Raw genomic sequence first — 12,413 nt, 5'->3', positions numbered from 1 at the left:
TGATTATGAAGAAACTGATGATGCTTCTTGCTGCCTGCCTGCTGATGGCTTCGCTTGCTGCCTGCGGAAAGAAAGACAATGCCAATAATGGGACTGCAGACAACAATACGGATACCACCGGGCAGATGGACAAAACGGACGAAACGGATGACATGGCCGATGATGATACAACTGCAGGTACAGACACGGATGCAGATATGGATACTGAGAACGGTGACAGCGCAGCGGATGATCAGAACAATGTGGAGACGAGTGATGACATTGCAGAAGCGGTTAAATCGATCGACGGCGTCGACCATGCCAATGTCCTGAAGATGAATGATACCCTCTATGTAGGTGCAACACTGAAAGAAGGAACTAATTCCACAACGGAACTCGATGGTCAGATTGCAGACAAAGCGAGAGAAGACTCCGATGATGCCGACAAAGTGTATGTGTCCACGAATCCTGATTTTGCGAAAGAAATCGACGAGTATAGTGACAAGATCCGGAACGGGGAACCGGTCCAAGGATTGTTCGAAGAAATCGGCGATGCCATGTCCCGAATGTTCCCCGATGCACACTGACTCAAAAAACCCGGCTTCCCAAATGGGGGAGCCGGGTTTTTGTCAGCTGATTTTCTCCAGGGAAGAAGGAACTTCCGTGACCCAGCCGAGAGGATCGCTTTCCTCGCCCGTCTGGATTTGAGTGAGCGTTTCGTAAAGTTTTTTGGAGACGGGTCCGGTTTCACCTTCGTTCACTACCATGACCGTATCATTCCAATTCAGTTCACCGACCGGGGAGATGACCGCGGCAGTACCGGTACCGAACACTTCCTCGAGTTTACCGGCGGCATGGGCATCTGCGACTTCATCGATTGAAATTTTCCTTTCAGTCACCGGAGTTCCCCAGTGGGCTAGCAATTCGATGATCGATTTGCGTGTGATCCCTTCCAGGATGCTTCCATTGATGGCAGGTGTGATGATCTCTCCGTCAATCTTGAAGAAGATATTCATGCTGCCGACTTCTTCCACGTACTTTTTCTCGACACCATCGAGCCACATGACCTGGGAGTACCCTCTCGAGCTGGCGGTCTCCTGCGCTTTCAGGGCAGAAGCATAGTTTCCTGCAGTCTTGGCGCCGCCTGTCCCGCCTTTGACAGCACGGACATATTCGTTCTCCACCAATATCTTGACTGGATGGATCCCCTCTTCGTAATAGGAGCCGACCGGCGACAGGATGATGTAGAATTGATAACTGGCTGCAGGCGCCACGCCGAGGAATGCTTCAGTCGCAATGACGAACGGACGGATGTACAAAGACGTTCCTAAAAGATGAGGGACCCATCCCTCTTCGACACGCAGCAGTTCCAGAAGCCCCGCCAGTGCATCTTCTGTATCAATTTCCGGCATGCAGAGACGGTCCAGTGAACGATTCAGCCGTCTGAAGTTTTCCTCGGGACGGAACAGCCGGATGGAATCGTCTTCGGCCCGGTAGGCTTTCAGGCCCTCGAAAACAGTCTGCCCGTAATGGAATACGATGGCAGCCGGGTCAAGGGAAATTGGTGCATACGGTACAATTCTGTGATTCTGCCAGCCTGAGCCTTTGACATAATCCGCGATGAACATATGGTCTGTGAAGCTTCTGCCGAATACAAGAGTTTTGTCATCCGGCTTTGGTTTCCGGGATTCGGTTAAGTTATAAGTGATCTTAGATGTTGTCATCAGGCATATCCCCTTTGCGGTTCATTACATCGATATATCGAATACAGCCATTATACGCCTTCTGTCAAGAAATGAAAGAATAGTCCGTATTTTATTTTTATTACAATTTTGAAATCGTTTTCAGTAATATCGTTTGTTGAATATCTGTTTAGCATGTACACTTGGGAACTGAAAAGGAGTGGGATGCTATGCTTCGAACAATTGTCATCGGGGGCGGCATTGCGGGCTGCGCCGCTGCCTATGAACTGGCCAAACGGGGATGCCGCGTGACGGTGATCGACAGAGACGACAAAGGAAGAGCTACAGATGCGGCAGCAGGCATCATCTGTCCCTGGCTGTCGCAGCGGCGCAACCAGGATTGGTACCGGCTTGTGCGGGAGGGGGCGAGGCATTACCGCGTTCTGATTCCCGAGCTGGAGCAGCTCGGCGAGACAGAAACAGGTTACCGGCAAGTCGGAGCCCTCAGCCTGTTCACTGACCAGAAGAAGCTGGAAAAAGCATACGAGCGTGCGCTTTCAAGACGGGAAGACGCCCCCGAAATCGGTGAAGTGCATATGCTCGATGAAACGGAAGTGAAAGACGCTTACCCGCCTGCTGCTGAAGGGTACAGGGCACTGTACGTTTCGGGGGCTGCCCGGGTGGATGGCAGACAGCTGCGGCTTGCACTCAAGCGTGCGGCAGAACGGCTCGGAGCGCGGTTCATTGCAGGGAATGCTGTGCTGGACAGTTATGCTGTTGGCTGTCTGTCATTGCGTGCAGGTTCAGAGAGCTTTACTGCCGACCGGCTGATCTTTGCGACGGGGGCATGGCCTCCTGCCCTGGAAGCTGCAGGCATCCAGCTCGATATACGCGGACAGAAAGCGCAGATTGTCCACCTGGATCCGCATGACAGCGGGGCATCGGATTGGCCGGTCGTCATACCGCCCGGCGACCAGTATCTGCTGTCCTTCGATGACGGACGGGTGGCTGCCGGGGCCACCCACGAAGACGAGGATGTGTTCAATACGGCGGCAACGGCCGGCGGTCTGCATGAAGTGCTGGACAAGGCCTTGCGGGTCGCGCCGGGATTGGCGGCATCCGAATGGATCGGGGCGCGTGCGGGTGTTCGTCCCTTCACACCGGGGTTTCTGCCGGTTGCGGGGGAGATACCGACACATCCGGGTCTTTACGTTGTCAACGGACTCGGCGCTTCCGGCCTGACTGCGGGGCCATTCATCGGCAAGCTGATCGCTCAAATGTGCACGGGAGAGAAAACCGACCTTGAGATGGATGTGTATTCACCGGACCAAGCGATCCGCGCCTTGTAGAGGAAACCGTTTACATTCTTAAATCTTTGCGGACCCCTTGTTTTTTCAGTGCGGCATGCTATACTGATATCAAAATCGAATACATTCACTCATATAATAGCGGGGATATGGCCCGCAAGTTTCTACCGGTTTGCCGTAAACGAACCGACTATGAGAGCAGCGGATGTGAAACAACCTGCGGAAAGACTGCAGGTCACTGTTTTGCGTTTCATCTGGTGATTCTGAAGCCGTGATGACCCTTGCTCCACTCATAGATATGATTGGATGCGCGGGTCATGCGGCTTTTTTGTATGCCCGCCATATCATTGAGGAGGAAATCGAATGCAATTGCTGAAAAACAAGATTATGGAAGAGGGCAAAGTGCTGCCGGGCAACGTATTGAAAGTTGATTCATTCCTGAACCACCAGATCGATCCTGCACTCATGCAGGCGATCGGTGATGAATTCGCAGAGAAATTCGGACAGTCAGGACTCACAAAGATATTGACATTGGAATCATCCGGTATAGCCCCCTCGGTGATGGCCGGCCTCAAGCTCGGCATTCCGGTCGTGTTTGCAAGGAAGCGTAAATCGCTCACACAGAACAGTGCGCTGTACAGTGCTTCCGTCTACTCCTATACAAAGCAGGAGTCGAACGAAATCTCCGTTTCCCAGGCACATATCAGCGGTGATGACACACTTCTGATTATCGACGATTTCCTGGCAAATGGACAGGCGGTCCTCGGCCTGCTCGATATCGCGGAACAATCCGGTGCTTCTGTTGCGGGTGTCGGCATCGTCATCGAGAAAGGGTTCCAGCCGGGAGGGGACATGCTCCGTGAAAAGGGCTGCCGTGTCGAGTCGCTGGCCATCATCGAATCACTTGAAAACAGCCGGGTGACGTTCAAGGAGGCTGTCAACCAATGAAAACGGCCCTTCTCGGAATCCAGCACCTCCTCGCGATGTACGCCGGCGCAGTCCTGGTCCCTCTGATTGTCGGCGGGGCGATCGGCCTGTCATCCACGCAGCTGACATACCTTGTGTCGGTTGATATCCTGATGTGCGGTATTGCAACGTTGCTGCAGATCATGACCAATAAATTCTTCGGCATCGGTCTTCCTGTCGTCCTTGGATGCACCTTCACCGCGGTCGGCCCGATGATTGCCATCGGCAGTTCGTTCGGCCTGTCTGCGATTTACGGCGCTGTCATCGCTTCAGGCGTCATTATCGTGCTCATCAGCGGATTCTTCGGGAAACTCGTCAAATTCTTTCCCCCTGTCGTGACAGGTTCAGTCGTGACGATCATCGGGATCACTCTGATACCCGTCGCCATCAATAACATGGGCGGCGGACAGGGGGCCGCTGACTTCGGCTCCCTGCATAATATTCTGCTGTCGTTCGGCACACTTGCATTTATCGTCCTCGTCTACCGGTTTTCCACAGGGTTCCTGCGTGCGATCGCCATCCTGATCGGAATGGCAGCAGGAACTGTAGGAGCGGTATTACTCGGGGTTGTCGATTTCTCGGCTGTCCACGAAGCGTCGTATTTCCACTTGGCAAAGCCATTTTTCATTGCCGTGCCTTCGTTCCATTGGCAGCCGATCCTGACGATGACCATCGTGGCGATGGTATCGCTTGTCGAATCGACAGGTGTCTACTTTGCCCTGGGAGATATTTGCGAGAAGGAAATCGACCATAAAGACTTGGAAAAGGGGTATCGGTCGGAAGGACTCGCTTCCGTCCTCGGCGGTCTGTTCAATGCATTCCCGTATACGACATTTTCACAGAACGTAGGACTCATTCAAATGTCCGGCGTCAAATCGAGGAAGGTGCTGGTCATTACAGCAGGCATGCTGATCGGCCTCGGCTTCCTGCCGAAAGTGGCAGCACTTGCAACAGTGATCCCGAATGCGGTCCTCGGCGGCGCCATGGTGGCGATGTTCGGTATGGTCGTCTCGCAGGGCATCAAGATGCTGAGTACGGTTGTCGTCCTTTCCCAGGACAACGCCATGATCATCGCATGCTCCGTCGGAATCGGCCTCGGCGTCTCCGTTGTGCCGGAACTGTTCGCAAAACTGCCGGCCGGCCTCCAGCTGCTGACGAGCAATGGCATTGTGGCAGGCAGCGTTACAGCCATCTCACTAAATATCATGTTCAATATGCTGCCGAAGCGGAAACGCAAGAAAGCAGTCGTGCTGACAGAACAGGAAGCATGAAAAGAGCAGGGGGACATCCAGTCCTCCTGCTCTTTTTTCAGATTCTGTGCTGGTCATACACGTGCTTCGGAAGGAGGGTGACGAGATTCCCGATTTCCTCATCGGACACTGCGCTCCGATACGCATTCAGTGTGTCTGTCAGCTGTTCCTCAGTGCGTGCGCCTGCCAAAGCGCATGCGACGGTGCTGTCCGACAGGCAGAACCGGATGGCGGCCGCATGCAGATCGGATGATTCTGCCGTCAGACGCCGGACGGTATCCGTCAATTCGGGCTGTCCGAATGCGGCGAACGCCCCCGCCCTCTCCGCCCGTCCCTGTCCTTCGGCAGTCAGCAGACCCTTGGCAAGCGGCCCTCTGGCGATGACGGATGCACCTTGATCGGATACTGCATTGAACCACTCTTCGGGACGCCGGTCGAGCATGCTGTACTGCATCATGACGGATATTGCACTGCTGTGCGATAGGAACCGCTCAATGACATTCGGCCGGATCGAAGAGATTCCATACTGGCGGATCAGGCCTTCCTTCCTCAGCTGCTCGAATGCTTCAATCGTCTCTTCATAGTCATCTTCCATAGTCCCACCGTGCAGCTGATACAAATCGATATAATCCGTGCCTAGGCGTTTCAGACTCGCCTTGGCGCCTTCGAGAATATGCTTCTTCGAAGGATTCCACGTCCAGCCCTTCCCGTCCGGGTCGATCTGGTTGCCGACCTTCGTCGCAAGGATGATATCCTGCCGGCGCCCTTTCAATGCTCTGCCGACAAGTTCCTCATTCGCACCGCCGTCATAGAGATCCGCTGTGTCGATCAGCGTGATCCCCGCGTCGATGGCTGCCGCAACGATACGGTCCGCATCTGATTGCCCGGATGGCAGCGACATGCAGCCGAGCCCGAGTTCCGAGACATACAGACCGCTGTTGCCGAGTTCCCGTTTGTCCATGTAAACACCTCCTGTAACCTCATGGTATACTGGTCGAAACGAGAAAGGAAGCGGGGAAGCTTATGGCCAAATTTGAAGAAAAGACAATTACGAGCGAAACAATCTATGAGGGGAAGATCATCGACCTGCGAGTGGAGGAAGTCGAACTGCCGAATGGCAAGCGGTCTTCCCGCGAACTCATCAAGCATCCCGGCGCGGTCGCTGTCATCGCACTGACGGATCAGGGGAAGATCGTGCTGGTGGAACAGTTCCGCAAAGCGCTTGAGCGGACGATCATCGAGATTCCCGCGGGAAAAATCGATCCGGGTGAGCAGCCCGAACTGACAGCTGCCCGGGAACTGGAAGAAGAGACGGGATATCGTGCAGGCAGTCTCGAGTACCTCCAGTCATTTGCGACATCACCGGGATTCGCGGACGAAATCATCCATCTCTATGTGGCACAGGACCTGGAACGTGTGGACAACCCTGCCGAAGGGGATGAGGATGAATTCCTGAATGTGCTGGAATGCACGCTCAAACAGGCGGAAACGATGGTGGAAGACGGGCGGATCTACGATGCCAAAACCGCTTTTGCAGTTTTGTATGTGAAGCAGCGGTTCCCGGGCTGATCTACTAATTGCCTCGGGACGAGCATAGGATGTACAAACTATGCGGAGGTGTGAGTTACATGATACGTTCACTGTCCTTTATCCAGCTGTTTGTCATCCTGACCGTAGGATATACCGGAGGAGTCCTGCTCTATCGAAGCATTCCCTCTGCGGATTTCACGCTGCTTGTGCAGCTGTATGATCAGCGCGCTGTCTCTGATGGCAGCCCGTCTCTCGTCTACCAGCTGCTCTCTGTCCTGTCTTTCTATATAGTGGCGGCCGCGCTGGCGCTTTCCGGCAGGACGAAGTGGCTGGTCATGATGTCCGGAGCACTGAAGAGCGTCCTGTTCGGGCTGTCATCCGCCTATTTGCTGGCAGACGGCCTGAAGATGACTGTATATGCAGGCTGGTGGTTCCCATTCCAGCTTGCGGCGACACTCCTTGTGTTTTTCTGCTGCTGGCCCCTTCCCCCGCCATTCTATCTGAAACAGCCGAAAAAGAAGAAGTTCTCCTGGCGGGTGCCTGTCCTGTTCGCAGCGGCAGGCCTGATCGTCTTTTTTGCCGATAAGATAGTATACAAGTTAACAGGCGGCTGAACGTTCGGCGGGACGGTTTCCTTTCTATTGTCAACACGAATGACGATTTGCTATAATAGAATCATTCTTGAGGGGGGCGTCCTATGGAAAGCCGAATCGAACGCATAAAAAAACAACTGCATGGGGCCAGCTATAAATTGACGCCTCAGCGAGAAGCTACCGTAGCGGTACTCTTGGAAAATGAAGCAGACCATCTGAGTGCAGAAGATGTATTTCTTCTGGTAAAGGAAAAAGCCCCGGAGATCGGTCTTGCGACAGTCTACAGAACACTTGAATTATTAACTGAATTGAAAGTGGTCAACAAAATCAATTTCGGCGACGGCGTAGCGCGATACGATTTACGGCAGGAGGGGGCGGACCGCTTCCACCACCATCTGATCTGTATCGAATGCGGGACGGTCGATGAAATCCAGGAAGACCTTCTCGGTGAGGTGGAGAAAGTCGTTGAAAAGCGGTTTGGATTTACAGTCAAAGATCATTGGCTCACCTTCCATGGTATTTGCAAACGATGCAAATCAGAGGGGGATACAAAGGGAAAGTGAGAGAGGGTGGCTTCGTGCTGCCCTCTTTTACTGTTCCATCCGAAAAAGGAGGGAGGCAGTACGGCGATCCTTCGGGCAACAACTGCCGGACTGCCGTCATGTATGGCTGATTTGAAAGATCCGCTGCAGGATTATCTGCATTTCCTGAAAGTGGAGCGGCAGCTTGCGGAAAATACGATTTCATCCTACAGGCGGGACCTGGCTCCGTACGTCTCGTGGCTGGACAGCCAGCAAGTGGCGACGGATGCCGTCGATCACCAGAAAATACTGGAGTATCTGCATCTGCTGAAAGAACAGGGCAAGTCATCCAGGACGATCTCCAGGCACATTTCGTCCATCCGGTCATTCCATCAGTTCCTGCTTCGTGACCAGGTGCTGCCGACAGATCCGACAGTCCACCTGGAGCTCCCGAAACTCGAGAAGAAGCTCCCCCGTGTACTGTCCGTCAAAGAAGTGGACAGCATCATCCGGGCGGCCGGCGGCGAATCCCCGCAAAACAGGCGGGACACTGCCATATTGGAACTGCTCTACGGAACAGGGATGCGTGTCAGTGAACTGATAGGCATGAATACCGACGATCTGAATGGTATAATGGGCTTTGCAAGGGTGTTCGGCAAAGGCGGGAAAGAGAGGATCATCCCGCTCGGCAGTTCGGCTGTGAAAGCGTGTACAATATACATGGAGACAGTCCGGCCCGAGTTTGCTGCCGCCGCTTCCAAAGATGCACTGTTCCTCAATGCACGCGGCGGCCGGCTGACGCGGCAGAGCATCTGGAGCCTGCTGCAGGATGTCGCTGAAAAGGCCCAGCTGAGCAGAAAACTGACCCCCCACATGCTGCGGCATTCGTTTGCCACCCATCTGGTGGAAAACGGGGCGGATCTGCGCGCTGTCCAGGAAATGCTCGGACATGCCGACATCTCCACCACACAAATCTATACGCACGTAAGCAGGACACGCCTCAAAGATGTGTACAGCCAGTACCATCCGAGAGCATAAGGGAAACTGAAGGAGGAAAAGAATTATGACGAAAAGTTCATTTGAAAGAATCCATCTGATCGTACTCGATTCCGTCGGTATCGGAGAAGCACCGGATGCACACCTGTTCGGAGACGAAGGTGCCGATACACTCGGCCACATAGGGGACCATATGGAAAACGGTCTCCAGCTGCCGCACATGGCACGTATGGGCCTGTCCAACATCAAAAAGATCCCCGGCGTCCCTGAAGAGCAGGAGCCGATCGGGTTCTATGGAAAAATGCAGGAAGCATCCGTCGGCAAAGATACGATGACCGGCCACTGGGAGATCATGGGCCTCAATATCGATAAACCGTTCAAAGTATATCCGAACGGTTTCCCGGAGGAACTCGTCAGCCAGTTGGAAGAACGGACCGGCCGGAAAGTCATCTGCAATGCGCCGGCAAGCGGGACAGCTGTCATCGAGGAATACGGGGAAGAACATATGGAAACCGGTGCGCTCATCGTCTATACGTCGGCAGATCCCGTGCTCCAGATCGCAGCCCATGAAGAGATCATCCCGCTGGAGGAGCAGTACAGAATCTGTGAAATCGCCCGCGAGCTGACACTGCAGCCGGAATTCCTCGTCGGCCGTGTCATTGCCCGCCCGTTTATCGGGGAGCCGGGAAGTTTCACCCGGACGTCCAATCGACATGATTACGCATTGAAACCGTTCTCACCGACAGTCATGAACGCGCTCAAGGACGAAGGTCTGGATGTCGTCGCAGTCGGCAAGATTTCGGACATCTTCAATAACGAAGGTGTGACGAAGGCGGTCCGTACGAAAAGCAACATGGATGGTGTCGATAAGCTGCTGATTGAAATGGAGGAAGACTTCCATGGTCTCAGCTTCACGAATCTGGTGGATTTCGACGCCTTGTTCGGTCACCGGCGGGATCCGCAGGGATATGGGGATGCACTGCAGGAATTCGACGCGCGTCTGCCGGAGATCATGGAGCGCCTGCGTGGGGATGACCTGCTGATCATCACGGCAGATCACGGAAACGATCCGATCCATGCAGGAACGGACCATACACGTGAGTATGTACCGCTTCTCGTATACTCGCCATCGTTCGAGAGCGGAGGATCGCTGCCGCTCCGCAAGACGTTTGCGGATATCGGTGCAACCGTCGCCGAGAACTTCCATGTCACGGCGCCTGAATTCGGAGAGAGCTTCCTGCAAGTACTTATAGAAAAGGTTCGGTGATAGACATGAGGATGGTCGATGTAATTCAGAAGAAGAGAGACGGGGATACGCTGTCGGAAGCGGAGATCAGGTATTTCGTGAACGGTTATACGGATGGATCCATCCAAGATTACCAGGCAAGTGCATTTTTGATGGCAACCTATTTCTCGGGCATGGAGCCTGAAGAGCAGGGAGCATTGACAATGGCGATGGCGGACTCGGGAGACAGGATCGATCTGTCCGCCATCGAAGGCATCAAAGTGGACAAACATTCCACAGGAGGTGTCGGGGACACGACGACGCTCATCCTTGCCCCACTGGTGGCAGCATGCGGTGTGCCCGTTGCCAAGATGAGCGGGAGAGGTCTCGGCCACACAGGAGGCACTCTCGACAAGCTGGAAGCCATCGATGGGTTCCATGTCGAGATTACGGAAGAGGAATTTGTCCGTCAGGTGAATGACCTGAAAATCGCGGTCATCGGTCAAAGCGGGAATTTGACACCTGCCGATAAGAAACTGTATGCGCTGCGCGACGTTACAGCCACAGTGGACAGCATTCCGCTGATTGCGAGTTCGATCATGAGCAAGAAGATCGCTGCTGGAGCGGACGCAATCGTGCTGGATGTCAAAACGGGGGACGGCGCCTTCATGAAAACACCGGAGGATGCAGAGGTTCTGGCCGAGGCGATGGTCGACATCGGCAGCGAGGTCGGCCGCCATACGATTGCCGTCATATCGGATATGAGCCAGCCGCTCGGATATGCGATCGGCAATGCGCTGGAAGTGAAGGAAGCGATCGAAACGCTGAAAGGGCAGGGGCCGGATGATCTGACGGAACTCTGTCTCGTCCTCGGCAGCAAAATGCTCATTGCAGGCGGGAAAGCGAAGGATACGAAGGAGGCGCGTCAGCAGCTGCAGCGTGTCATCGATGATGGCTCCGCGCTTGAACTCTTCGCCAAGTTCCTCGAAGCCCAGGGAGGCAATCCTGAGATCGCCCGCAACCCCGAGCTCCTGCCGAAGGCATCTATCGTCAGAGAGGTCAAGTCGACATCAACAGGGTATATTTCGAAGATGGAAGCAGATGAAATCGGCGTCGCTGCAATGCTCCTTGGAGCGGGACGGGCGACGAAAGAAGACGAAATCGACTTGGCTGTCGGAATCGTCCTCAAGAAAAAGATCGGGGATGCCGTCCAGGCCGGCGAAACGATCGCCGTCATCCATGCCAACTCGGAACAGACCCAGCAGACAGAGAAAATGCTGGTACAGCATATTCACGTTTCACGGCATCCGCAGAAGCGGCCGGAACTGATTTACAAAGTCATCGACCGGATTGCAAAGTGACAATAGGACTTGCCATAGGAAACACCATCCGTATTCATTCCGGATGGTGTTTTTTTGGTTTCATGTCTAATCACGGCCGAATCTGTTCACACTGACCGGAGAAACAATTGTCGGAATAACAGTGCTTTCCACTAGTTTTGACTAGTTTTGTCACCGAGAAGGGTTCCGTCCGACCGCCGCAGAATAGAGGGCGGGAAGGAGGCGGTACACGTGACACAAATGTCAATTACACCTGATGGAATCATTGTCGTGACGCTGCAGGGAGAATTAGGGAATCATGAGGCGAACCGGATCCGGACACAAATCTCTTCGGAGATCTTCAGCGGGACGGCGCATGCGATCATTTGGGATCTTACACACTTGAGTTTCATGGACAGTTCGGGAATCGGGCTTGTTCTCGGGAGGATGCGCGATCTTGCCCCGCAGCAGGGGGAGACGCTGATTCTGAATCCGTCCCCGACTATGGAAAAGATCTTTCAGTTTTCGGGGCTCGGAGATGTATTGAGGCGCGGCACCGTAGAAAATGCGATAGGGGAAATCGGAGGGGTTTTACATGAACAATGAGATGACATTGTCATTTGTCGCACATGAAGAAAACGAAGCACTCGCCAGAATGACGATGACGTGCTTCATCACACCGCTGGACCCGACGCTCGAAGAACTGTCCGAGTTCAAGACGATCGTTTCCGAAGCAGTCACGAATGCGATCATCCATGGCTATGACTGTGACGGCATCCGGGAAGTGACCATCCACGCCAAAATCGAAGACAGCAAAGTGACGATGACAGTGAAGGACGAAGGCAATGGCATCTTCGACGTGGACCAGGCGATGGAGCCGATGTTCACAACAAAGCCGCTTCTCGAACGATCCGGGATGGGCTTTACGATCATGGAAAGCTTTGCGGATTCGCTGTCTGTCGAATCTGCCATCGGGCAGGGGACTGTCGTCCGTTTCGAAAAAACATTTTCTCCGGTCACGGAAAAAAGCAGAATGAGGTGACCG

General features: G+C 54.0%; 14 protein-coding genes and 1 riboswitch. Of the genes, 12 read left to right on the top strand and 2 right to left on the bottom strand.

Annotated features, from left to right (window positions below):
* Positions 1-5 precede the first annotated feature (5 nt).
* On the top strand, positions 6-566 hold the full coding sequence (locus BN1190_RS10085) for a YhcN/YlaJ family sporulation lipoprotein (protein ID WP_052461788.1): 561 nt from the start codon (positions 6-8) through the stop codon (positions 564-566).
* A gap of 42 nt (positions 567-608) precedes the next feature.
* Here BN1190_RS10085 and BN1190_RS10080 read toward each other — a convergent pair whose 3' ends face one another.
* Positions 609-1,703: a branched-chain amino acid aminotransferase gene (locus BN1190_RS10080; RefSeq protein WP_040286779.1), complete on the bottom strand. Its 1,095-nt coding sequence runs from the start codon at positions 1,701-1,703 to the stop codon at positions 609-611.
* A 188-nt stretch (positions 1,704-1,891) separates the two neighbouring features.
* Here BN1190_RS10080 and BN1190_RS10075 point away from each other — a divergent pair, with 188 nt between their 5' ends.
* The 3 genes from BN1190_RS10075 (at position 1,892) to BN1190_RS10065 (ending at position 5,205) form a co-directional block, all read left to right on the top strand.
* The gene (locus BN1190_RS10075) at positions 1,892-3,010 is read left to right on the top strand and encodes an NAD(P)/FAD-dependent oxidoreductase (protein ID WP_040286778.1); all 1,119 of its coding nucleotides are present in this window, start codon (positions 1,892-1,894) and stop codon (positions 3,008-3,010) included.
* A 69-nt stretch (positions 3,011-3,079) separates the two neighbouring features.
* Positions 3,080-3,181, top strand: a riboswitch (purine riboswitch).
* Positions 3,182-3,331: 150 nt separating this feature from the next.
* Positions 3,332-3,916, top strand: coding sequence for a xanthine phosphoribosyltransferase (locus BN1190_RS10070; RefSeq protein WP_040286777.1), 585 nt, complete (start codon positions 3,332-3,334; stop codon positions 3,914-3,916).
* Entirely contained in the window at positions 3,913-5,205 is a 1,293-nt protein-coding gene (locus BN1190_RS10065; RefSeq protein WP_040286776.1) for a nucleobase:cation symporter-2 family protein, read from the top strand. Before BN1190_RS10070 ends, BN1190_RS10065 begins: the two co-directional genes overlap by 4 nt.
* A gap of 37 nt (positions 5,206-5,242) precedes the next feature.
* Here BN1190_RS10065 and BN1190_RS10060 read toward each other — a convergent pair whose 3' ends face one another.
* On the bottom strand, positions 5,243-6,145 hold the full coding sequence (locus tag BN1190_RS10060; RefSeq protein WP_040286775.1) for an aldo/keto reductase: 903 nt from the start codon (positions 6,143-6,145) through the stop codon (positions 5,243-5,245).
* A 62-nt stretch (positions 6,146-6,207) separates the two neighbouring features.
* Here BN1190_RS10060 and BN1190_RS10055 point away from each other — a divergent pair, with 62 nt between their 5' ends.
* The 8 genes from BN1190_RS10055 to spoIIAB all read left to right on the top strand — a co-directional run bounded on the left by BN1190_RS10055 (position 6,208) and on the right by spoIIAB (position 12,410).
* Positions 6,208-6,753: an NUDIX hydrolase gene (locus BN1190_RS10055; protein WP_040286774.1), complete on the top strand. Its 546-nt coding sequence runs from the start codon at positions 6,208-6,210 to the stop codon at positions 6,751-6,753.
* A 59-nt stretch (positions 6,754-6,812) separates the two neighbouring features.
* Positions 6,813-7,328 (top strand): hypothetical protein, encoded by a 516-nt coding sequence (locus BN1190_RS10050; protein ID WP_040286773.1) that lies wholly within the window; start codon positions 6,813-6,815, stop codon positions 7,326-7,328.
* 83 nt (positions 7,329-7,411) lie between these two features.
* Positions 7,412-7,870: a Fur family transcriptional regulator gene (locus BN1190_RS10045; protein ID WP_040286772.1), complete on the top strand. Its 459-nt coding sequence runs from the start codon at positions 7,412-7,414 to the stop codon at positions 7,868-7,870.
* A gap of 102 nt (positions 7,871-7,972) precedes the next feature.
* Positions 7,973-8,866: a site-specific tyrosine recombinase XerD gene (xerD, locus tag BN1190_RS10040; protein ID WP_040287268.1), complete on the top strand. Its 894-nt coding sequence runs from the start codon at positions 7,973-7,975 to the stop codon at positions 8,864-8,866.
* A gap of 25 nt (positions 8,867-8,891) precedes the next feature.
* Positions 8,892-10,091, top strand: coding sequence for a phosphopentomutase (gene deoB / locus BN1190_RS10035; protein ID WP_040286771.1), 1,200 nt, complete (start codon positions 8,892-8,894; stop codon positions 10,089-10,091).
* Between the two features lie 5 nt (positions 10,092-10,096).
* Positions 10,097-11,410 (top strand): pyrimidine-nucleoside phosphorylase, encoded by a 1,314-nt coding sequence (locus BN1190_RS10030; protein WP_040286770.1) that lies wholly within the window; start codon positions 10,097-10,099, stop codon positions 11,408-11,410.
* A 219-nt stretch (positions 11,411-11,629) separates the two neighbouring features.
* On the top strand, positions 11,630-11,974 hold the full coding sequence (locus BN1190_RS10025; RefSeq protein ID WP_040287267.1) for an anti-sigma factor antagonist: 345 nt from the start codon (positions 11,630-11,632) through the stop codon (positions 11,972-11,974).
* A complete protein-coding gene (gene spoIIAB / locus BN1190_RS10020) occupies positions 11,964-12,410 on the top strand; it encodes an anti-sigma F factor (protein ID WP_040286769.1) in 447 nt (148 codons plus the stop codon). The genes BN1190_RS10025 and spoIIAB overlap by 11 nt, the downstream gene beginning before the upstream one ends.
* Positions 12,411-12,413 lie beyond the last annotated feature (3 nt).

It is taken from the genome of Sporosarcina koreensis (assembly GCF_000826145.2).
Lineage (GTDB): Bacteria > Bacillota > Bacilli > Bacillales_A > Planococcaceae > Sporosarcina > Sporosarcina trichiuri.
Note: the sequence above shows the minus strand (reverse complement) of the source record. Positions and strands in the feature narration are given on the sequence as shown.

Bases quoted from the DNA above. Each gene is read 5' to 3' on its own strand.
- BN1190_RS10085 (WP_052461788.1), top strand. From the start codon at position 6: ATGAAGAAACTGATGATGCTTCTTGCTGCCTGCCTGCTGATGGCTTCG.
- BN1190_RS10045 (WP_040286772.1), top strand. From the start codon at position 7,412: ATGGAAAGCCGAATCGAACGCATAAAAAAACAACTGCATGGGGCCAGC.
- spoIIAB (WP_040286769.1), top strand. From the start codon at position 11,964: ATGAACAATGAGATGACATTGTCATTTGTCGCACATGAAGAAAACGAA.
- BN1190_RS10070 (WP_040286777.1), top strand. From the start codon at position 3,332: ATGCAATTGCTGAAAAACAAGATTATGGAAGAGGGCAAAGTGCTGCCG.
- BN1190_RS10075 (WP_040286778.1), top strand. From the start codon at position 1,892: ATGCTTCGAACAATTGTCATCGGGGGCGGCATTGCGGGCTGCGCCGCT.
- BN1190_RS10050 (WP_040286773.1), top strand. From the start codon at position 6,813: ATGATACGTTCACTGTCCTTTATCCAGCTGTTTGTCATCCTGACCGTA.
- BN1190_RS10055 (WP_040286774.1), top strand. From the start codon at position 6,208: ATGGCCAAATTTGAAGAAAAGACAATTACGAGCGAAACAATCTATGAG.
- BN1190_RS10030 (WP_040286770.1), top strand. From the start codon at position 10,097: ATGAGGATGGTCGATGTAATTCAGAAGAAGAGAGACGGGGATACGCTG.
- BN1190_RS10060 (WP_040286775.1), bottom strand. From the start codon at position 6,145: ATGGACAAACGGGAACTCGGCAACAGCGGTCTGTATGTCTCGGAACTC.
- BN1190_RS10080 (WP_040286779.1), bottom strand. From the start codon at position 1,703: ATGACAACATCTAAGATCACTTATAACTTAACCGAATCCCGGAAACCA.
- BN1190_RS10065 (WP_040286776.1), top strand. From the start codon at position 3,913: ATGAAAACGGCCCTTCTCGGAATCCAGCACCTCCTCGCGATGTACGCC.
- xerD (WP_040287268.1), top strand. From the start codon at position 7,973: ATGGCTGATTTGAAAGATCCGCTGCAGGATTATCTGCATTTCCTGAAA.
- deoB (WP_040286771.1), top strand. From the start codon at position 8,892: ATGACGAAAAGTTCATTTGAAAGAATCCATCTGATCGTACTCGATTCC.
- BN1190_RS10025 (WP_040287267.1), top strand. From the start codon at position 11,630: ATGTCAATTACACCTGATGGAATCATTGTCGTGACGCTGCAGGGAGAA.